Below are 20,132 nucleotides of genomic sequence, written 5' to 3'. Positions count from 1 at the left end.
GCCCGCGCGTCGCGAACCCATCACACGCCCCATGAGCGAAACCAGCCCGCGCCTTTTCATTGTCTCGCCCCATTTCGACGACGCCGTCTTCAGTTGCGGCGCATTGCTCGCCGCCCATCCCGACGCCGCCGTCTGCACGGTATTCGCCGCGCCGCCCGAGCAGCCGATGCACACCGAATGGGATGAAAAGTCAGGCTTCACGGACGCCCATCAGGCCATCCACGAACGCACGCTGGAGGACAACCGCGCACTCGAAGTGCTCGACGCGATTCCGCTGCGCATGCCATTTCGCGACAGCCAGTATTCGGACTCGCCGTCGATCAGCAAGATGGCGGCGGCGCTCGAAGAAACCATCTACCGCACCACCGCCAACACCTTGCTGATGCCGCTCGGCCTGTATCACGACGATCACGTGCGAGTGTTCGAAGCCTGCTGTGAAATCCTGCCGCGCCTGTCGCATCTAACCTGGTTCGGCTACGAGGAAGCGATTCACCGGCGCACGCCCGGCGTGGTGCAGGCGCGGCTCGCCGATCTCGCGCAGCGCGGCATCGTCGCGACGCCGGCCAGTCCAAGCGCCGGCCACACCATCGACGCGCAGCGCCGCGCGCAACTCAAACGCGAGGCGGTCTATGCTTATGAGAGCCAGTTGCGCGCGTTTGGCGCAGGCAATTACGACGACGTCTTCGCGACCGAGCGCTACTGGCAGCTCAGCGTGGGTCGTCGCGTGAAAAAGTAGCAGACGCGGCGCGCCGGAAAGGCCTACGCTTGAAGAGAACGGCCGGCGAGAGTTCGACGCCCTCGCCGCACCGGCTTCTTCTCCACTCAAAGGTGCTGCCATGAGCTACGACATGCATACCAGTCCGATTCCCGACCCCAACGCCGATCCGAACCGCGACCCGGAAGCCGATCCGCTGGTGCCGCCGTCGCCTGGCCATCACACAGAGGAGCCGCAGCGGCCCGATGGGCCGCCGGACAAAGACCCGGTGTGACCGCGTTGCGCGGCCAGCCACCGCAAGCGCGAATCAGCGCATCAGTTCGGTAAAGCCTTGCAACAGACGGTCGATGTCGGCCGCGTGAATGTTGCCCATCGTCGAGATGCGGAACAGTTCGGCCGACAAGCCGCCTTGCCCTGCATAGATGACGAAGCCGCGCGCCTTCAGCGCGTCGTGCAGGTGCGGATACGCGACGCCTTGCGGCAAACGGTACGCGCGCAGCACCACCGACGACTCTTCCGGCGGCAACACGCTGCCGATGCCGCGCTCGGCGAGGCCCGCCCGCGCGTGTTCAGCCAGCGCCGCATAGCGGGCGTGACGCGCGCGCCAGCCGCCTTCGTCGGCGAGTTCGCGCAGCGCTTCGACCAGTGCGTAGTACGCGTGCACCGACGGCGTGAACGGCGTGTTGCGCTGATCCTGCAACTTCGCGAGACGGCCGAGATCCAGGTAATACGCGCGGCTCGCCGCTTGGGCGAGCGCCGCGCGGCGCACCAGCACGAACGAGGCGCCCGGCACGCCATGCAGACATTTGTTCGCGGTGGCGGCGACCGCGTCGAGACTGGTGTCGGCGAAATCGATCGTCTCCGCGCCGAAGCTGCTCACGCCGTCCACCAGCAGACGCAGTCCGTGTTCGCGGCACAATGCGCCGAGCGCAACCAGATCGTTCAGACGGCCCGTGGTGGTTTCATGATGGATCACGGCGACGTGCGTGAACGCCTTGTCCGCGTCGAGGCGTTCGGCGATCCCGGCGAGATCGGGCGCCTGCATCCAGTCGTGCTTCAGCGATTCGTGCGCGATGCCATATTGCGCCGCGATCTGCGAAATACGCTCGCCATACACGCCGTTTTCCACCACGAGCAGTTTGCCGTTCTGCGGCACCAGCGCGGCAGTCATGCTTTCGACGGCCGCCGTGCCGGAGCCTGTCATCAGCACCGCCTGCCATTCGCTCGCGTCGAGACCGTAGAGATCGACGAGGCGCGTGCGGGCCTCTTCCTGCAAATCGAAAAATTCGCTTTCGCGATGGCACAGATCCGTCTGCAACAGGCTGTTGCGAACGCGTTCGGTGAGCGTCACCGGGCCGGGATTGAGCAGCAGCATGAGCGTTCCCTGACGTTGAATCGAGTTTGACTCGAGGTTGACTTCAAGCGGCGCCGATGTGGCGCATCAGACGCGTCTTCACATCGGGCGGCGTGATGGTGGGACGCGGCAGCCCGTCGGGTGTGCCGCGGCGAATGGCCAGACGCACGAAGCGCGGGCCGTCGAGCGGCGCGGCTTCGAACAGGTCGTCGAGCACATTCACGTCGTCGCTTTCGACCGCGGACGCATAGCCGCACGCCGCCGCCACGCCCGCAAACGAAACTTGCGACGAGACCGTCGCCTGGCCGCCGGTCGAATCGTGCGCGCCGTTATCGAGCAGCACGTGCGTGAGATTCGACGGGCCGTACGCGCCGATGGTGGCGAACGCGCCCATGCGCATCAGCGCGGCGCCGTCGCCGTCGAGCGCGACCACGTGCAGGTCGGGACGCGACAACGCAAGACCCAGCGCGAACGGCGTCACGCAACCCATTGAGCCGACCATGTACAACTGGTTCGCACGGTCGTCGATCGCATAGAGCTCGCGCCCGCAAAAGCCGGTCGACGCGAGCACCACCGTCGATTCGAGCGGCGTGTGCGCGATCACCTTACTCAGCGCGTCGTGACGCGAAGCCAGTTCGCTCGCCGGCACATTCGTGAACCGCGATTGCGGCGTGACAGGCGCGCGGCGCTCGCTCGCACCGTTGTCCTTCAATTCGTACGGCGCCACGCTGCCCTTCTGCATCACAAGCGCGTACGGGCGGCCGGTTTCATCCATATGCGCGATGGCGCGATCGAGCGCCGGGCCGATTGCGTCGGCTTCCGTCGGGAAGGTTTCCCAGGGAATCTCCATCGTCTCGAGCATCGCGGGTGTAACCGGACCCATCAGCGCGTGCTGCGGTTCGTCGGCGACACCGGGCTGGCCGCGCCACGTGACGATCAGCAATTGCGGCAGACGGAAGGTCCACGTGAGCGAGGTCAACGGGCTCACGGCGTTGCCGAGCCCGGAGTTCTGCATCATGGTGATGCCGCGCCGGCCGCTTTGCGCGCCGAGCGTGACGCCCGCGATCAACGCGACGGCGTCGCCTTCATTGGCCGCCGACACGTAATGCAACGATTCGTCCTGCAACACGTAGTTGATGAACGGCGTCAGATACGAGCACGGCACGCCCGCATACCAGTCGAAGCCGCGCTCGCGCGCCGCCTCGACGAACTGTGCTGCCTCGATCATTGCGCGGCTCCGCTGGCTGCGTCCGTCGCATCTTTGCCGGCTGCGCCAACCGCGGTCGCGAACGGCGCCTGCGCGTGCGCGAAATCGCCCGCACGGCGGAAGTCTTCGAGGTCGTTCACGCCGCGCCAGTGGCCGTGCACGTATTGCACTTCAATCGACTCGCCCGCTTCGATCAGCGCGTTCAGCAACGCCGGCATGTCGAGCGACGCGAAATCCGCGCGCGCCTGTAACTGGCTCATCACCGCCTGCAAACGCTCGCGGCCTTCACCGCGCACATTCAGCAAACCAACCCAGCGGCCATGCGGTGTTTGCGACGCGATCGCCGAGGATGCATCCTGCCCGCTCGACACGTGACGCAGCACGACCTTGTTGCCGAACAAACCGCGATCGTCGGCGGCCGAACACCAGGCGAAGTCACGCACGCTGGCGTTTTCCGCGTCGGTCAGCGACGAATCGACCACCACGCTGAACGCCGCTTCGCTCTCCACGAGATCGCGCAAGATGTAGCTGCGGAACAGCAGATCGCCGTACGAGACCACCGTGTCGCCCGCGAGTTTATCGATCGCGCAGGCGAGCGACGCGAGTTCGCCGGTTTGCGCGTGTTGTTCATTGACGACGAGCTTGATGCCCGCCGTGTCGATCGCATCGGCGCGATAACCGCCGACCACGGTAATGTTGTTCACGCCCTGCTTTTTGAACGCATCGACGAGCCAGCGCAAGAGCGGCTTGCCGGCGATCGGCAGCATCACTTTCGGACGGTCTTCGGTCACGGCTTCGAGGCCCTTGCCGCGGCTCGCCGCGAGCACAACCGCGGAACCGGCGGCACGGCCGCTCGACAGGTAGCGATCCTCGGCTTCCGAGTATTCGTCGGCGTCTTGCAGGCGGAAGATTTCGTTGACGGCGGCAATGCTGTCTTCCACATTGACGAGCGTTTCGCTCGAATGGATTTCCTTGGCGACGGCCTGCATGGCCGATGTCGCCGCGCGAATCAGATGGTTCGCCCAGATCACCGTGCTGATGCCGGCTTCGCGGAACACTTCGGTCGGCGTGCTGTAGTACTTGGTCGGCACGATCACGAGCGGACCGCGGCCAGCCCATTCGCGCGCGAATTCGAGAATTTCGTCGGGACGCGACAGCTTGCTGTGAATCAGGATCGCGTCCGCGCCGGCCCGACGATACGCTTCCGCGCGACGCAGCGCTTCATCCATGCCCCAGCCGGCAATCAGCGCTTCCACCCGCGCGACGATCGAAAAATTCTCATCGGACTGCGAGTCTTTACCCGCCTTGATCTTGCCGCAGAACTCGTCCATATCGGCGAGCGGCTGCGCTTCGCCGTTGATGAAGCTGTTGGTCTTGGGGAATTGCTTGTCTTCGATACACACACCGGCAATGCCGCGCTGTTCGAGCTTGCGCACGAGGCGGCGCACATTGTTGAAGTTGCCGTAGCCGGTATCGCCGTCGAGCAGGATCGGCAGATCGCTGGCGTCGGCCATGAATTCGAGCGTGTCGACCACTTGCGTCCAGCTTGCTTCGTTGTTGTCGCGCACGCCGTATTGCGCGGAGATCGCGAGGCCCGAACCCCAGATGGCCTTGAAGCCGGCTTCGCGAACAATGCGGGCGGACAGGCCGTTATGGGCCTCCATCATGAATTCGAGTTCGTTGCTGACGAGCATCTGGCGCAGGCGCGCGCTACGGGAAACAGACACGAAAGCGGGTTCGCGGGCGTTCATTTTATGTACTCCTGGTGGCGGGCTTATCAATGCTCTTCTATTGCCCGGCTGGCGTCTGGAAAACGGCGACTATAGCGGAATTTTTATTTATTCGTCTTTTCCGTGACTGCGGTTTTCTTCATTTGCGGATAAGTGGAAAAATGTGTCGTTTTTTGCAATCCGCAAATGCGAGAAGTTGCTTGGATTTTATTGGCGTTTTGTGGAATTCTGCCCCAACCGCACGACCACGCTTCGACGGACGGCGTGTCCGTTCGTTTTTGTCATCACGCGGTTGTGGCGATACCGAGGTTTTAGTATCCGTATTTTATTTACGGAAGGTTTTAACTCTTATTATCGATTCGCCAACACTGCCATTTTCCCACCCGCAATGGTGGGGAAACCCGATTGAGTCGGCATCAAATAAATCAGCCAGTGCAATGCAGCATAAAGCCGCCCTCGCGATGATAAAAAGTCCTTTTAGTCAGACGAATAAAAATACCTGACAGCGGGTTTCCCCTGCCCTGCGCAGCTTCTGTCGCCGCGCCGTAAACACAGTCAGCGACAAGCCACTCGCCGCAAGCGAATCCAATCCCTGACCGACCACTGTGCGAAAGCAGAAACCGCTATGACCCTGAACAAAAAACTGACCTCGATGATCGCCGTCCTCTGGATCGGCCTGATCCTGATCGGCGGCTTCGGCGCATGGCAAAACCGTGCCTCCATGATCGCCGACCGCCGCGATCAGTTGAAATCGCTGATCGACCAGGCCGACCACATCGTCGAGCGCTACTACACGCTCGCGCAGCAGCACACCATCACGGACGAGGAAGCCAGAAAGCAGGCGCTCGATTCCCTAAAGGCGATGCGTTACGGCACGGACGGCTACATCTCCGTCAACAATTCGCAGCCCGTCATGCTGATGCATCCGTTCAAGCCGCAGATGGTCGGCAAGGACCTGACGCAATTCACCGATCCGGCGGGCAACCATCTGTTCGTCGATATCGTCAATGCGGGCAATCGCGACGGCGGCGGCTTCGTCGACTACCTGTGGGCCAAGCCGGGCAGCGACAAACCCGTGGCCAAGACCAGCTTCTCGCGGCACTTCGCGCCGTGGGACTGGTATATCGTCACCGGCATGTACATGGACGACGTGCAACGCGCGTTCTACGCGAATCTGCTGCGCTGGCTCGTCATTACCGTCGCGCTCGGCGCGATCGCCACCGTCGTCATGTTGCTGGTGCTGCGCAGTATTCGCCGCATGCTCGGCGGCGACCTCGAAGTGGCCGTCGAACACGCGCAGTTGATGGCGCGCGGCGATCTGGCCACGCGCGTGCCGGTTCAGTCGGACAACACCGGCAGCCTGTTGCACGCGCTCCAGACGATGCAGGCCGGTCTCGTCGAAACGGTGTCGCGCGTGCGTCTCGGCACGGAGAACATCAATATCGGCGCGACCGAAATCGCCGCCGGCAACACGGACCTGTCGCAGCGCACGGAAGAACAGGCCGCCGCGCTCGTCGAGACGGCGTCGAGCATGGACCAGATGACGGTCAACGTGAAGCAGAACGCGGACAGCGCGCTGCAGGCCGCGCACCTCGCCGGCCAGGCCGCGGACGTCGCCACGCGCGGCAGCCGCGTGGTCGACGACGTGGTGCGCACGATGGGCGAGATCACCACCAGCTCGCGGCAGATCGGCGACATCATTGGCGTGATCGACGGCATCGCTTTCCAGACCAACATCCTGGCCCTCAACGCCGCCGTCGAAGCGGCCCGCGCGGGCGAACAGGGACGCGGCTTCGCGGTGGTCGCCGCCGAAGTGCGCAGCCTCGCGCAACGTTCGGCCACGGCGGCGAAGGAAATCAAGGCGTTGATCGAAACGTCGACGACTACCGTGGAATCCGGCGCGTCGCTGGTCGCCAACGCCGGGTCGACGATGGGCGAGATCGTGCAGTCGGTGCGCCGCGTGAACGAGATTCTCGAGGAGATCAGCAACGCCTCGCGCGAACAGAGCGCGGGCATCGAGCAGGTCAATCGCGCGGTCGGCGAAATGGATCAGGTCACGCAGCAGAACGCGGCGCTGGTCGAAGAGGCCGCCGCTGCGGCGCATTCCTTGAAGGATCAGGTGGGTGTGCTGCGCGAAGCGATTTCGAGCTTCGCGCTGCCGGCCTGAGCGTTTTTTGCACCGCCTGACACGAGCAGCGGAAACAGCAGGAGCAGCAAAAAAAGAAGGCGCTCGACAGGCAGGGAGCGCCTCTTTAACACGCCGCGTCGGAGTCGACGCATTAATCGAACGAAACAGCCGCGCGGATTTTTCAAGTCCGCGCGGTTTTTTTATGGCCGCGCGCGCCCCAGTCTAGCGTCGGTTTGCGCCTGGTCGGCACTGTCACCGCGCTCGGCGGCGGCACGGTGCGCGACGTTCGGCTCGGTCACTATCCTCTTGCGTGGATCTCGCATCCAGATTACGTTCTCATTACAATCGGAGCGGCGTCGATAGCCGCGGCGTGCGCGAGGTGGCTGCGCAACTGGCAAAGGCTCTTCGTCACGGTCGACACGATCGGCGCGATCGGCGCGATCGGCTGCGACGTGGCCGCCGCGTTGGACGCAAGCCCCGCCATTGTCGTGCTGGCCGGCGCGACCGCCGGCGTGTGTGCTGCGCGACGTGCTGTGCAACCAGATGCCGCTGGTGTTTTGCGTCAGGAGTTGTACGCGAGCATCGCCCAGCGCCGGCGTCGTGTATGTGACTTTGCAAGCCTGCGGCGTGGCGCCGGAACCGGTGTCGCTCGTGGTGCTAGCAAGCGGTTTCACGATGCGCATGCCAGCCGCGCGTTTCCGCTGGCAACTCAAGGTATTCACCGCCGCCGATTCGGGCGGCGCAAGTTAATCGAGCTGTTCGTTATGCGCATCCAATGATCCAGAAGAAGAAATCGCAGTCGCACGATCCCTACGCGCCCGTCGCGAAGCACCCGCTGCTGGCCGCGCGCCTGCCGATGTGGCGTTCGAAATTCATCGTCCTGCTGGTGTTCGGCGCGTTCGCCTCGCTCGCGGGACGCGCGTTCTGGGTGCAGGTGGTGAACCAGGACTTCTACGTCGATCAAGGGCAAAAGCGCTACCAGCGCACCATCGAACTCGACGCGACGCGCGGGCGAATTGTCGACCGCAATGGCTCGATGCTCGCCGTCAGCCTCGCAACCTACGAGATCTGGGCTTCGCCTAAGCTGATCGACGAAGCGGCTGTCGCGCCGCTCTCGAAGCTGCTCGATCTGCCGCTCGCGGAACTGCGCCGGCGTCTGAACGGCGACAAGACCTTCGTGCTGCTCAAGCGTCAGGTGGATGCCGAGACCGCCGGACATCTGTCGAAATTGGGCCTCGCCGGCATCACGCAGATCGCCGATTCGAAGCGCTTTTATCCCGAAGGCGAATCGGCGGCGCACGTGGTCGGTTTCACGGACATCGAGGACAACGGCCAGGAAGGCGTCGAACTCGCCGCCAACGAACAACTGCTCGGCGTGCCCGGCCAGCGCGAAGTGATCCGCGACCGGCTGGGGCGCGTGGTGTCCGAGACGCGGCCGCTCGTGCCCGCGCAGAACGGCGATACCATCCACCTGACGATCGACCGACGGATCCAGCAACTCGCTTATGCGCAACTCAAGGAAGCGATTGCCAAACATCACGCCGAAGCCGGCAGCGTGGTGGTGCTCGACGCGCGCAACGGCGAGATCCTCGCGCTCGCCAACTATCCGAGCTTCGATCCGAACGACCGCGCCCGCCTGACCGGCCGCCAGTTACGTAACCGCGCGGTGGTCGATACCTTCGAGCCGGGTTCGACGATCAAGCCGGTGGTCGTCGCGCTCTCGATCGACGAGGGCAAGGTGCGGCCGCAGAGTATGATCGATACCGCGCCAGGCTGGTACAAGATCGGGCCGGCCGTGATCCACGACACCTCGAATCATGGCGTGATGACCGTCGCCGAAGCCGTGCAGAAGTCGAGCAACATCGCGCTCGCCAAGCTCGCGTTGAATCTGCCGGCCGAAAAGATCTGGACCAAGTATCAGGAATACGGGCTCGGTTTGCGCCCGGAACTGACGTTTCCGGGCGTGGCATCCGGCAAGGTGCGTCCATACAAACGCTGGCGTCCGATCGAACAGGCGACCATGGCGTATGGCTACGGGCTGTCCACCTCGCTGCTGCAAATGGCGCAGGTGTACACGGCCTATGCCGGCGACGGCACCATGCATCGCGCAAGTCTGTTGCGCAACGGAGCGGGCGCGGCCGCGCCATCCGACGACAAGGGCCACGCGGTCACGACGCCGGCCACCGCGCGCGCCATCCGCTCGATGCTGGAAATGGCAACCGGTGTGGGTGGCACAGGCCGCGCGGCGACCGTGGAGGGCTACCGGATCGGCGGCAAGACCGGCACGGCGCGCAAACAGGTCGGCGCGACTTACGCGAAAAACCGCTATCGCGCGCTGTTCGTCGGCATGGCGCCGATGAGCGACCCGCGGCTGATCGTTGCGGTGATGATCGACGATCCGGCGGGCAAGGCGTTTTATGGCGGGACGGTGGCCGGCCCGGTGTTCAGCGGCGTAACGGGCGGAGCGCTGCAGTTGCTGGGTGTGCCGCCGGATGCGCCGGGTACTTGAACGAGAGCTTCGGCGGCATGCGGGGAACGACGGAGGCGCGAGCGTCAGCGCCTCAGATCAACGTGCCATCTGCGCATCGCCCGCTGCTGCCAGCGCCTCGATGCGATTGCGGCCGTTGCGTTTGGCCTGATACATCGCGCGATCGGCATCTTCTATCATCGTGCCGCCCAGTTTGGCCGCGTCGGTCGGCGTGCCGCTGATCGTGCGCGCCGCCACACCGATCGACACCGTCAGGACGATGCGCTCGCCATGATCGTCCTGCAAAGCCAGCCGTTCGACCGCCAGCCGCACACGCTCGGCGACGGTAAGCGCGTCGGCCCGGTCGCCTTGCAGCAGCGCGGTGAATTCTTCGCCGCCATAACGCGCCACGGTATCGCCGAGGCGCACCTGTTGCCGTACACAGGCCGCCACAGCCGCCAGCGCGCGGTCGCCGGTCTGGTGGCCATAGGTGTCGTTGATGCGCTTGAAACTGTCGATATCGATGAACAGACACGCCACCGGCACGCCGTAGCGACAGGCGCGCATGATCTCCTCGCGCATCCGCTCGTCGAAATAGCGGCGATTGGCGAGGCCCGTCAATGAATCGGTCATGCCCAGTTGCTTGAGCCGCTCGCGATGCGCGACGTTGTCGAGGCTCGCTGTCACGATGCTCGCGAAGCGCTCCAGAATGTCGGTGGCCATGCCTTCGGCGAAACGCGCCGGGTCGTCGCTGCCGAGACAGAGATAGCCGCTCGCGGCATCGCCCACGGCAAGCGGCAAAACGATTGCGCTCGCGGGGACCGCGCCGTCGCCGAAGAATGCACGCCGCGCCGAATCGCCCATGCCGTGCAGCTTGCCGAGCCACGGCCGGCCCGCTTCGCACAAACCTTGCGCGGCAAGGCCACCTTCGCGCGAGACCAGCAGCTTCGACTGATCGAGTGCGCGCAAGGCGGCCGGCTCGAGCAGTTCGCGCAGCATGGGCGCGCGGTCGTCGAGCCAGAGCGTCACGCCCGCCAGCGAAAATTCCCGCGGCAATTGAGTGAACAGCGTGTCGAGAAACGATGCGAAATCCTGAGCACCGATCAAACGCAGTTCGACGTTCTGGAAGCGCCGCAACGTGCGCTCGTTGTGCTGCACGGTATCGACGAGCGAACGAAGGCGCTCGGAAAGCGGCGTTTGGGCAAGGTTCGTCACGTTATCTGGGGCGGCCCCGAAGGCGAAGCGGGGTTGGCGACCCCAATCGCTGTAATAACGGCGGATCTTGCCGGGTCTTGAGGGTCCGATCGCGCGACTACGCTTTTACGCGGTCCGCTTTTTGCCTTCTTAAGTCTGGCTTAATTCTTTGCTGCAACCATGAGGCACAACATCCCCTGTTGAAGCCGCCAGAGCACCGGCGGCGCTTTTTCCCCGGGGTGTCGACGACGCGCCAGAAGATGGGCTGCAGGCCCGCGAAGAAGGAGTCAGACCATGGTTGAAGACACGGTATTCGAGCATCTGCGCGCCATGCCCGGCAACGACTGGGTCAGCCAGATTCACTCATGCAAGGTCTCGGACCCGCTGCAGCATCCTTGGGGTCGCTCATACCGGCTCGTCGAATGGACCATGAAGCACACGCCCGAATCAAGCCACCGCGTGGTGCCCGCCGAGAGTACGCCGCTCGAGATCGCTCAAGCTGTTGTCTCGCACGTGCCGGGCCGCCGTTTTTGCCAGGACGGCAACGAATAACCAGCAGCGCGCCGATCACGCGCGGCGCATTCGACGCCCTAGCCGCGCGCGGCGATCGATGCGCAGTGGTCCAACGCATCCTCCAGCCGGTCGTTGCCCCAGAACATTTCATCGCCGACAAAAAACGTCGGCGCGCCAAAAATGCCACGAGCCGCGGCCGCCGCGGTTTGTTCACGCAAGCGTAGTTTGTTCGCGTCGCTTTGCGCTTCGGCGATGATCTCCGCCGCCGGCAAACCCAGTTCATCGAGCGCTTCGCTCACCACTTCCATCGAACCGATATCGCGGTCATACGCGAAGTTCAGTTGCATGATCTTGCGGCAGTAAGTGGCGATCCATTCGCGCTGCGCGCCGAGCAGCGCCACGCGCATTGCAAGAAGCGCGGCGCGCGGGAACGTGGAGGGACGCTTCAGGGCGATGCCGTATTTGCGGCATTGCCGTTCCATGTCCTTCCACACATACGCACCCTTTTCCTTCTGAAGCACGAACGGCGAATTGTCGAAACCGAGATCGCGAAACACCGGCCCCAACAGGAACGGACGCCAGCGAATCCGCACGCCTCGCGCAGCGGCCTCCGCTTCGATGCGCATGACGCTGAGGTAGCTGTAGTTGCTGCCGAAGTCGAACCAGAAATCGATTTCCGGTACTTGCGTGGGCACGCGCGTTGCTGATTCGTTCATCTTTTGCCCTCCAGTCATTCGTAACCGGACCGCGCTCATGTCTTGCAAAGCTTAACAGTCGGACAGAGCGCGTGTCCCTATGATGGCCCTTCACACCGCAACGTCAGATGCTCATAACATGATGAAGTACCCCTACGACATTCTCACCGCCGCGTGTCTTTTCATCATCGTGGTTTCCACGTCAATCATGCTCGCGCTGTCCTGAGCGATTCGCACCCTCTTCCGCAGCAACGGTAAACCTAGGTACGCGCGCTACGCGTTTCCGTAAAAAGACGGGATATACTGTACATATATACAGTACTTTTCTTCTGAGCAATGCGCCTTCCACCCTTTGAACCTCCCACGCTCGCCGAACTGCGCGCCTGGTGGCGCACGCGCGACGAGCAGGCCGTCCAGCGGCTCATCCTCGAAATCCAGCGGCAGCGGCTCACGCTGCTGGAACTGCGCAATCTGATCGACGGCGGCGTCCAGCAGGCGCGCGCCGCGGACCGCACGCTGGTCGAGCGTGGCGAACCGTTGATGACACTGCGTATCAGGATCGCCCAGGAAGTGCTCCGGGTCGGCGAGATCGACGACACGCGGCAAATGAGCCGCGCCGAACAGGAAAGGCTTGCGGTTCGCACCGAAGGCCAGATGGACTACGCGCGCGAAGGCCGTCTCAGGCGACAGCGCCGCAATATCTAGTGCAAACGCGACCTCGCTGCCGCGGCGGTTAAGCGAAGCCGCGCCGTTCGATCAGCGCGTTTGGGTGGCCACGCGCAGGCCGAGCGAAATGAACAGCACGCCGATGATCTTGTTCTGCCAGCGCGTCAGCCACTTCAGACGCTTGACGAATTTGCCCAGCGGACGAATTGTCAACACGATCAACGTCGTATAGAGCGCGCTCATGCCGACAAAAATCAGCCCGAGCGTGGTGAACTGCACAAACGTGGAACCGTGTTCGGGACGAACGAACTGCGGCAGAAACGCGAGAAAAAACAGCGCGGTCTTGGGATTCAATACTTCGGCGGGAATGGCCTGAAAGAAGGCTTTCGCGGCCGACACCGGCGCGACGGCCGGCATATGAGCGCTTGCCTGTTTTTCGCGCAATGCGCGAACGCCCAGATACACCAGGTAGGCGGCGCCGACGAACTTAACCGCGTTGAAGGCCAGCGCCGAAGTCATTAGCAGCGCCGACAGGCCGACCGATGCGCCCAGCGTATGAATGAAATCGCCAACCGCAATACCGAGGCCGGTGAGAATGCCGGCCTTGCGGCCGCCATGCACGGTGCGCGTCAACACCAGCAGCACAGCCGGACCGGGAATCAGAAAGAGCCCGAGTACAACGGCAACGAAAGTCCCTAGCGTGGATAGATCAAGCATGTCGTCTCCCTGGTGTCGCGCCGGTTGCAGCGAACAGGCGCGCGTTCAGCGGAAGATTGTAGACGAACGGGTGATTTCTGATACGCGCGCGCCGTGCCTGCCGTCCGGTGCATTGCTATCACTTACACGACAAACGCGCGGCGAGCGGCCGGCACAATGCACGCCGCAAACGGGCGCACGGGTCTTGCAGAGTCGTCCCCGAGATAGTCCGTCAGTGGAGGCTGGTCCGTTACCATGGCAGGCGCGACGCCGCGTGCGGCCCGTATTTTTTTATCTAACGAACTCCTTGCCTTGCCCACTTACACCCTGCCCGCGGCGTTGAGCGCGGAACTCGATATACGCAAAAGCCGATTTATTGCGTACGCGATACCGGTTGCCGACCGCGACGCCGCGATGGCCGAATTGCGGCGCCTGCGCGACGAGCATCCTGCCGCGACGCATGTCTGCTGGGCGCTGCTGGCTGGCGGCCAGTCCGGCATGTCCGACGACGGCGAGCCCTCCGGCACCGCCGGCCGGCCGATTCTCGAAGTGCTGCGACATCACGACCTGGACGGCGTGCTGGCCGCCGTCGTGCGCTACTACGGCGGCGTGAAGCTCGGCGCAGGCGGTCTCGTGCGAGCGTATACCGATGCGATCGCTTCGGCGCTGCTGGATGCGCCGCGTGTCGAGCGTATTGCGCAGGTTTTGCTGACCGTCGAGGTCAGTTACGCCGACGAGGCGAAAGTGCGTCGATGGATCGACGCCGAAGGCTACGCGCTCGTGGACAGCGCCTACGCGATGCTGGTGAAAATGACGATTCGTTTGCCCATCAACGCGGTGGATGATGCGCAGCGAGCGTTGGTGGATATGACTCAGGGAAAAGCCGGCTTCTTCTGACGGCGCGGTGTGCCTCGTCCTTAAGGGAGGCCGAGCGCGCCCCGATTAAGAGATGCCAGAGTGCAAGCCGCTGTTACCATGTTGTTTCTTCCCCGGAACGACTCAATTTAATAGGGTAACTCCTCTGACCTCGACCGCCGCTTTTTCCAGCATAGCGCCTGAGTCGCCGCATCGGAGCGCGTCTGTGCCGCAGTCGCTCGATGCCACGCGTTCACCGTTGACTTCGACCGTGCTCAAGGGATGCGGCACGCTCGCGCTGCCGTTGATGCTCTCCGCCTGCTCGTGGTCGTGGTTCGGCCTGAATACCTCGGCACGCGCGGTGGCGCATCCGACCGGCTGGCTCAGCGTCGCGCCCGCAAGTGACTTCGCCTACGTGCCCGCTCGCGACGGACAAGTTTCGCCGAACCGCATCGAAAACACGGCGATGACGGGCATCGTGCTCAAGAACGACATCAATGAAACCGTGCGCAATGGCATTGTAAAGAGCCTGCGGATCGCCGGTTTTCATCTCGACGGGGGCAAGCGGGTCCTCAGCGGCAGCATCGAGAAATTCACGGTGGACGACACGCGCTCGCCAGCGTTCTGGACATTGAAAATGCGCTACGTGGTGACCGACGCCGCAACCCAGAAGGTTGTGTTCTCAACCACCAAGACGGTCAAGCAAAAATCGCCGAAGTTTACCAGCAGCACCATCGCCATTGAAGACACGGTCAAGCTGAGCGTCGACGCATTGATCGACGATCCGGGGTTTGTCAAAGCGGTGAATTAAGCGCACCCTCGACATCGGCCTCACCAGCTTCGCTACAATCGCACAAGGGTGTCGCGCGCGCCGTCTCGCGCGCGGCCCGTCGCAACTGCGTTCTTTCTACGTGCGAGCCGTCATGTCCGTCACCGCCTGGCTGTTCTTTCTGCCCGCCTGCTTCGCGATCAATCTCGCGCCCGGGCCTAATAATCTGCTGTCCATCAACGTGGCGGCGCGTCATGGATTCATGACCGCGTTTGTCGGCGGCACGGGGCGTCTGGTTGCATTCGTGGTGATGCTCGCGCTCGCCGCAACCGGTCTCGCCGTCGTGTTGCACGCGTCGGAGTGGTTCTTCCTCGCGATCAAACTGGCGGGCGCTGGTTATCTGATCTGGTTGGCCATTCAATTGTGGCGCAGCGATGCGCCCACCATCGACACGACGCCGCAGGAAGATGCCTCGCTTAAGCGGGTCGCACGCAGAGAGTTCCTCGTCGCTGCCGGAAATCCGAAGGCTATTCTGGTGTTCACCGCGTTCTTGCCGCAGTTTGTCGATATTGCCAAGCCGATGTTGCCGCAGTTTGCAGTGCTAGGAGCGAGTTTTCTGGTGTTGGAGTGGTTCGCTATCGCGCTGTATTCGTGGGCGGGAATGTATCTCGGGAAGTGGTTAGTGCGTGCGAGAGTAAGGCGGTGGTTTAATCGGTGCTGCGGGGGTTTTCTGGCGGCGATTGGGGTGGGGTTTTTGATGGTGAGGCGGGGGTGAGGGACTCCGAAATTCAGACGCTTCGCCGCGGCTGGACGATTCGCGCGGGCACGCCCACTACGGTTACGTCTGGCGGCACATCGAACGTGACCACGGCATTTGCACCGATCTTCACGTTGCGCCCAATCGTCACCGGCCCCAGTATGCACGCGCCCGCGCCGATCAAAACGTTGTCGCCGATCACGGGCGCACCGGGCTGGCCACGGCCCCCAATCACAACGTTCGGCGAGATCACAATATTGTCACCGAGCACGGCTTGCCGGTGCACGACGATACCAAGCCCCTGATAACCGAAAACCACGTTGCGCCCAACTGTCACCGACGGCGGCAGCGATACGGAAAACACCACTCGGTTAAAAACCTTCAGCGCCCATGGCAGAAAGGGCACGCGCAATCGATGAAGCAAATGCGCGATGCGATAGATGTACAACATGAAGAACTTCCTTCTTATACAGCCGGTGCGGTCGGCCGTCCCTGCTAACGTGGAACGAACAGCGCCTTACCCAACATAAGCGCGAACTTGCTGTTCGTGACCAGATAGCGGCGCCACATACGACGCGGTTCTTGCAGAACACGAAAGAACCACTCCAAACCTGCCGTTTGCATCCAGCGAGGCGCACGGCTGACTTTCCCGGCTACCACGTCGAAGGTCCCGCCAACGCCCATCACGAAGTCGACGCCGAGCGATTCTCGCCAGCGGTTAATAAAATTTTCTTTGGTGGGTGATGTGATGGCTACGAACAGCAACCGTGCACCGGACTCGCGGATCCGGTCGACCACGGGTTGGTGATCGTCGCCGAAATAACCGTGGTGGTAGCCCGCGATTCTTAGACCGGGATACGTGTCTGCGCATAGCACGGCCACGCGTTCCACGACTTCGTCGGTTGCTCCTAGCAGATAGACGGGAAACTTTAGTCTCGCCGCTTCCGCTAGCAGCTTGTCGAATAGATCGACACCCGCGACGCGTTCCGGTACGGCATGACCCAGCACCCGGGCAGCCCACACGACGCCCATTCCATCAATGCTGATCATGTCGCAGCAACGGACCGACCTCGCAAGTTCCGTGTCTGCCTGCATGTGCACAAGCTTTGCGACATTGACCGCAACGTGCTGAGTGAACTGCTTCGCAGCAATGCGAGTTGAAATCTCGGCGACCGTTTCATCCATTGTCGCCGCGTCCATTGGACATCCGAATACTTCAATACGCTTCATACCAACCATTCTCTATGTTCGTTCGCATCCGCCCGCGAATCGCTCGCCGCAGATGTGCCTTCATTTCTTCGATACGGAAACCGATCCAAAGAACAAGGTAATGTCGCTGACGTCGGAAGCAGAACTCTTCCACCCCGACTTGTACAGTCCCATCTTCAGGTAGGCATCCTGAACACCGGGATAGGCATTCGGTATTCCCTGCGATGCAAACACCGAATGCCCGTCTTTCCACAATTGAGTCGAAGCATGGTGACCGGAATCGTCGGCGATGTAGCGCAGCGACCAGTTCACCCACTTGCCCCGGTCCGCGTCGGCGCAGCACAGCCATTTGCCCGCGGAAACGGTCGAAGTATTCGCCCCGCCGCGCTCGGAGATGGCATACCGATTGCCCTGCAGACTCAAAGCGATTGTCGGACCGCCCGTCCGTTCGCCCTGGTGCACCTGAGTAACAATGACCGCCTGTTTGTTATCGAAGGCGAATCCGGCGGGTATGAACGTACTCCACCTCAGCAGATAGTCAGGTCCCTGCGCAAAGTTCACCGCCTTGGGAAAAATCAGCTCTGCTCGGGGAACACCGTTCGCGATCTTTGAAAAGTCTTCGGCTCGGCTCATGTGAACACGTACGGCTTTTCGTCCGGCTATTACTGGATCATCGACCACCGCGATATCACCCGGATTCGCCTGCACGCCGATGCCCGCATCAATACCGCCGCTCCACTCTGTCGAGAACAGCTTGTCGTACGTGCTCGCGAGCGCAGTCATTTGTGGATCGGTCCAGCTAACGTTCGTATCTTGCGCGACGGCAATACTAGATAGGGTTCCTAAAATGCAAGTCAGCGTCCAGCGACGTATCGGGCTACACTTCATATCACTCAACCTCCTTTGGATTCGCTCACATTTCTATAGCAGTGAACATACTGCCTGACGACTGCCTCGACGGAATAGCGACTCAAGGCTCTTGCGACGCCATGCCGCCCCATCGTGTGCGCGAGTTCGGGACTTTCCACGAGGCGCCGGATTCTTTCCGCGAGCTCGGCCACGTCCCCGCATGGGACAAGATAACCAGTCACGCCCTCCTCCACCAGGTCCAGAAAACCGCCAATGCGCGTGCCGACTACAGGTCGACCGATAAACATTGCCTCGAGCGTGGAAATCCCGAATGCTTCGAAATGGCTCGGCATGCAAAACAATGCGGCATCGCGATAGAATGCGAGCTTGGCGTCACCCTGCAGCCACCCGACAAAGCTGACCTGGTCGCGCACGCCATATTCGATCGCTGCGCGCGTCCATCTATCCGTATTGCCAGCTCCGGCCAGTCTCAGTTGTATCGTCAGGCCTTGCCGTTTGAGCAGCGCCGCCGCACGCAGCAATTCGTCGAGCCCCTTGCCCTCTGTGAATCTGCCTGCAAACGCGATATATGGATTCTTGTCTGCGGCCTTCGCGTCGGGAGCCTCGCGCAAAGCCGCAGCTACCGCCGCTTCGGCGCTATATGCCGTGTTGCCGATCACATAAAGATTTCTCGCAATGCCTTGACCGCCTCGAAGTCCTGCCGCGACTGCCGAAGAAACAGCCACCGCGGCGTCCGCTCCGCGCACGAAGCCACACACCGCCTTGCGAGTCAGCGACCCACCGCCGGCGTAGAAATTCTGGAAGTTACCCGCATGAAGATGAAAAATCGTTTTCTTACGCAAAAGCCGTGCGAGAAGATACAGCGTGAACTTTCGATAGAACGATCCGCGAACCGACACATGGAAATGAATCAGGTCGGTACCCATGAACAGCGCGAATAGAAAGCGCGGAATATCGAACAGCGGAAAGCACAACAGCGATTTCGCGCTCTGGAAACCATGCGTTTCGAAGATGGCTACCGCTACACCCGCGCGCTGGAAACTCGCACGTTGTGCAGCAAGTTCCGCGAGAACGGACGCAATGCCGCCTCGCTGACCTTGTCCCGGCCCCACGTGCAGTACGCGTAACGGCGGTGCGTCGTGAGCTGCTTGCGACTCTTTGCTTCCGCGCTTACTCATCGTGTGCCCCTTCTATAAGAGCGCGATTGTCCGCAGCACGCTTGATAAGCACGGCGATCATGGCCAGATACGGACTCACAATTGCTGAGACGAGGATGTGCCCCGCCGTGCACGCGGTCGCCATGAGAACGACAAAGAACCACTTGCCAAAGCGCGACTCAGCCCCACCTTCACCGCAGACAAACGCCTTCTTTATGTCCCACAGGTAAAAGACACAAACGGGTAATCCCATTGCCAACACAAGATCGGGCACGTCAATTTCGACCAGATATCGCACCACCGGATAGCCACCGGTGAGCAGTGGAAGATAGCCATCCTTCGCGACTTCGTCCCACACGTTGGAAAACTTGACATCCCGCCCGGACAAGACCATCGTGAGTGCCCCACCACTGTTCACGTGGTCATGCTGATACATGAAATATTGAAAGCTGAGATCGACGGCGCTTTGCACGCCCGGCAATGACAGATAGGCAGCCGCCGCCAAGCCGGCCAGCAGCCCAAGAAGGGCCAACGCACGCACGGTGGCTTGCGGCACGTTATGCCGGCAATAGAAGTACGAGCAGATCATCGCAACGGTTCCGGCCATTGCGGCTTTCGTACCGACAAGGCACGAAGCCAGCACGATGCTTCCTACCAGTACGCCGTTCCATGCCGACCAGCCGAATTTCAACACCCTCATCAGTCCATAAGCCAGGCCCACGATCATGAGTGCGGACGCTTCGTTCTGCGCGTACACGATACCTTTGTAGCCAGACCGGATCTGCGTATCGGCCCAGTAGCTGCGAAACAGGTCGATCGAAAATACCGCGCCAGCCACGATCGCCGCCGCATATGCCAATAGCGTGAGCCGTATGATTGGTTCGAGTTTCTCAAGCTGCCTGTCGCTCATTCCCGATAGGACCGCGAGACAAACAAAGAAGGAGAACACCTTCAGGACGAAAACCGCCTGCTGCGCGAACTCCGCACTCGACATATCGCCAAACGCATATGTCGCGGCCGAGGCGGTGATCGCCACCATCGCCAGAAGCGCCGTGCGCCAACTCGACAGCCGGATCCGTCCACTCGCCAATAGAAGCAACAGCAGTCCGGCTACCATGGTTCCGCGCACGAGCAGCGAGTAACGAGCGTT

Annotated in this window: 22 protein-coding genes; 11 read left to right on the top strand and 11 right to left on the bottom strand. The window is 62.1% G+C overall.

Annotated elements, in window-relative coordinates; translation table 11 throughout:
* Positions 1 to 31 precede the first annotated feature (31 nt).
* Positions 32 to 736, top strand: a complete 705-nt coding sequence (locus tag B0G71_RS35525; protein ID WP_116147821.1) for a PIG-L deacetylase family protein — start codon at positions 32 to 34, stop codon at positions 734 to 736.
* Between the two features lie 100 nt (positions 737 to 836).
* Positions 837 to 989 carry a hypothetical protein gene (locus B0G71_RS41590; RefSeq protein ID WP_165614491.1) on the top strand — a complete coding sequence of 51 codons (153 nt, stop codon included), beginning with the start codon at positions 837 to 839 and terminating at the stop codon, positions 987 to 989.
* A gap of 33 nt (positions 990 to 1,022) precedes the next feature.
* On the opposite strand, the gene B0G71_RS35520 is transcribed toward B0G71_RS41590, so the two are convergent.
* Genes B0G71_RS35520 through aepX form a run of 3 tightly spaced genes read right to left on the bottom strand, consistent with a single transcriptional unit; the run spans position 1,023 to position 5,027 of the window.
* Positions 1,023 to 2,090, bottom strand: a complete 1,068-nt coding sequence (locus B0G71_RS35520) for a 2-aminoethylphosphonate aminotransferase (protein ID WP_116147819.1) — start codon at positions 2,088 to 2,090, stop codon at positions 1,023 to 1,025.
* A gap of 43 nt (positions 2,091 to 2,133) precedes the next feature.
* A complete protein-coding gene (gene aepY / locus B0G71_RS35515; protein ID WP_116147818.1) occupies positions 2,134 to 3,297 on the bottom strand; it encodes a phosphonopyruvate decarboxylase in 1,164 nt (387 codons plus the stop codon).
* Complete coding sequence (gene aepX, locus B0G71_RS35510) at positions 3,294 to 5,027, bottom strand: phosphoenolpyruvate mutase (protein WP_116147816.1); 1,734 nt, start codon at positions 5,025 to 5,027, stop codon at positions 3,294 to 3,296. Before aepX ends, aepY begins: the two co-directional genes overlap by 4 nt.
* 29 nt (positions 5,028 to 5,056) lie before the next feature.
* Between aepX and B0G71_RS41100 the strand changes: the two genes are divergently transcribed.
* The 4 genes from B0G71_RS41100 (at position 5,057) to B0G71_RS35495 (ending at position 9,643) form a co-directional block, all read left to right on the top strand.
* Positions 5,057 to 5,509 (top strand): hypothetical protein, encoded by a 453-nt coding sequence (locus B0G71_RS41100; protein WP_147308740.1) that lies wholly within the window; start codon positions 5,057 to 5,059, stop codon positions 5,507 to 5,509.
* Between the two features lie 122 nt (positions 5,510 to 5,631).
* Positions 5,632 to 7,173: a methyl-accepting chemotaxis protein gene (locus tag B0G71_RS35505; RefSeq protein WP_116147814.1), complete on the top strand. Its 1,542-nt coding sequence runs from the start codon at positions 5,632 to 5,634 to the stop codon at positions 7,171 to 7,173.
* A 567-nt stretch (positions 7,174 to 7,740) separates the two neighbouring features.
* Positions 7,741 to 7,884 (top strand): hypothetical protein, encoded by a 144-nt coding sequence (locus tag B0G71_RS42260; RefSeq protein WP_258875732.1) that lies wholly within the window; start codon positions 7,741 to 7,743, stop codon positions 7,882 to 7,884.
* 25 nt (positions 7,885 to 7,909) lie between these two features.
* Complete coding sequence (locus B0G71_RS35495) at positions 7,910 to 9,643, top strand: penicillin-binding protein 2 (RefSeq protein ID WP_116147811.1); 1,734 nt, start codon at positions 7,910 to 7,912, stop codon at positions 9,641 to 9,643.
* A 57-nt stretch (positions 9,644 to 9,700) separates the two neighbouring features.
* Here the strand turns inward: B0G71_RS35495 and B0G71_RS35490 are convergent, their stop codons facing one another.
* Positions 9,701 to 10,816 carry a diguanylate cyclase gene (locus B0G71_RS35490; RefSeq protein ID WP_116147809.1) on the bottom strand — a complete coding sequence of 372 codons (1,116 nt, stop codon included), beginning with the start codon at positions 10,814 to 10,816 and terminating at the stop codon, positions 9,701 to 9,703.
* A gap of 273 nt (positions 10,817 to 11,089) precedes the next feature.
* Between B0G71_RS35490 and B0G71_RS35485 the strand changes: the two genes are divergently transcribed.
* Positions 11,090 to 11,347, top strand: coding sequence for a DUF2866 domain-containing protein (locus B0G71_RS35485; RefSeq protein ID WP_106282460.1), 258 nt, complete (start codon positions 11,090 to 11,092; stop codon positions 11,345 to 11,347).
* A gap of 38 nt (positions 11,348 to 11,385) precedes the next feature.
* Here the strand turns inward: B0G71_RS35485 and B0G71_RS35480 are convergent, their stop codons facing one another.
* Positions 11,386 to 12,024: a 2-hydroxychromene-2-carboxylate isomerase gene (locus tag B0G71_RS35480; protein WP_116147807.1), complete on the bottom strand. Its 639-nt coding sequence runs from the start codon at positions 12,022 to 12,024 to the stop codon at positions 11,386 to 11,388.
* Positions 12,025 to 12,339: 315 nt separating this feature from the next.
* Between B0G71_RS35480 and B0G71_RS35475 the strand changes: the two genes are divergently transcribed.
* Positions 12,340 to 12,708 (top strand): hypothetical protein, encoded by a 369-nt coding sequence (locus B0G71_RS35475; protein WP_116122021.1) that lies wholly within the window; start codon positions 12,340 to 12,342, stop codon positions 12,706 to 12,708.
* A 51-nt stretch (positions 12,709 to 12,759) separates the two neighbouring features.
* Here the strand turns inward: B0G71_RS35475 and B0G71_RS35470 are convergent, their stop codons facing one another.
* Positions 12,760 to 13,386, bottom strand: coding sequence for a LysE family translocator (locus B0G71_RS35470; protein WP_116147805.1), 627 nt, complete (start codon positions 13,384 to 13,386; stop codon positions 12,760 to 12,762).
* A gap of 234 nt (positions 13,387 to 13,620) precedes the next feature.
* Here B0G71_RS35470 and B0G71_RS35465 point away from each other — a divergent pair, with 234 nt between their 5' ends.
* The 3 genes from B0G71_RS35465 to B0G71_RS35455 all read left to right on the top strand — a co-directional run bounded on the left by B0G71_RS35465 (position 13,621) and on the right by B0G71_RS35455 (position 15,764).
* A complete protein-coding gene (locus B0G71_RS35465; protein ID WP_116147803.1) occupies positions 13,621 to 14,262 on the top strand; it encodes a YigZ family protein in 642 nt (213 codons plus the stop codon).
* A 229-nt stretch (positions 14,263 to 14,491) separates the two neighbouring features.
* Positions 14,492 to 15,031, top strand: a complete 540-nt coding sequence (locus B0G71_RS35460) for a hypothetical protein (RefSeq protein WP_106282557.1) — start codon at positions 14,492 to 14,494, stop codon at positions 15,029 to 15,031.
* Positions 15,032 to 15,143: 112 nt separating this feature from the next.
* Positions 15,144 to 15,764, top strand: coding sequence for a LysE family translocator (locus tag B0G71_RS35455; protein WP_116147801.1), 621 nt, complete (start codon positions 15,144 to 15,146; stop codon positions 15,762 to 15,764).
* A gap of 13 nt (positions 15,765 to 15,777) precedes the next feature.
* Here the strand turns inward: B0G71_RS35455 and B0G71_RS35450 are convergent, their stop codons facing one another.
* From B0G71_RS35450 to B0G71_RS35430, 5 genes are all read right to left on the bottom strand, one after another.
* Positions 15,778 to 16,197 (bottom strand): serine O-acetyltransferase, encoded by a 420-nt coding sequence (locus tag B0G71_RS35450; protein ID WP_116147799.1) that lies wholly within the window; start codon positions 16,195 to 16,197, stop codon positions 15,778 to 15,780.
* Positions 16,198 to 16,241: 44 nt separating this feature from the next.
* A complete protein-coding gene (locus tag B0G71_RS35445; protein ID WP_181916883.1) occupies positions 16,242 to 16,976 on the bottom strand; it encodes a WecB/TagA/CpsF family glycosyltransferase in 735 nt (244 codons plus the stop codon).
* A 60-nt stretch (positions 16,977 to 17,036) separates the two neighbouring features.
* Positions 17,037 to 17,738: a heparin lyase I family protein gene (locus B0G71_RS35440; protein ID WP_241974898.1), complete on the bottom strand. Its 702-nt coding sequence runs from the start codon at positions 17,736 to 17,738 to the stop codon at positions 17,037 to 17,039.
* Positions 17,739 to 17,848: 110 nt separating this feature from the next.
* A complete protein-coding gene (locus B0G71_RS35435) occupies positions 17,849 to 19,003 on the bottom strand; it encodes a glycosyltransferase family 4 protein (RefSeq protein WP_116147794.1) in 1,155 nt (384 codons plus the stop codon).
* The gene (locus B0G71_RS35430) at positions 18,996 to 20,099 is read right to left on the bottom strand and encodes a hypothetical protein (RefSeq protein ID WP_404935437.1); all 1,104 of its coding nucleotides are present in this window, start codon (positions 20,097 to 20,099) and stop codon (positions 18,996 to 18,998) included. The genes B0G71_RS35435 and B0G71_RS35430 overlap by 8 nt, the downstream gene beginning before the upstream one ends.
* Positions 20,100 to 20,132: the final 33 nt, after the last annotated feature.

Origin of the sequence: Paraburkholderia sp. BL27I4N3 (genome assembly GCF_003386115.1) — a bacterium.
GTDB lineage: Bacteria > Pseudomonadota > Gammaproteobacteria > Burkholderiales > Burkholderiaceae > Paraburkholderia.
The sequence above is the reverse complement of the archived record's forward strand: the minus strand, read 5'-3'. Positions and strand labels throughout refer to the sequence as shown.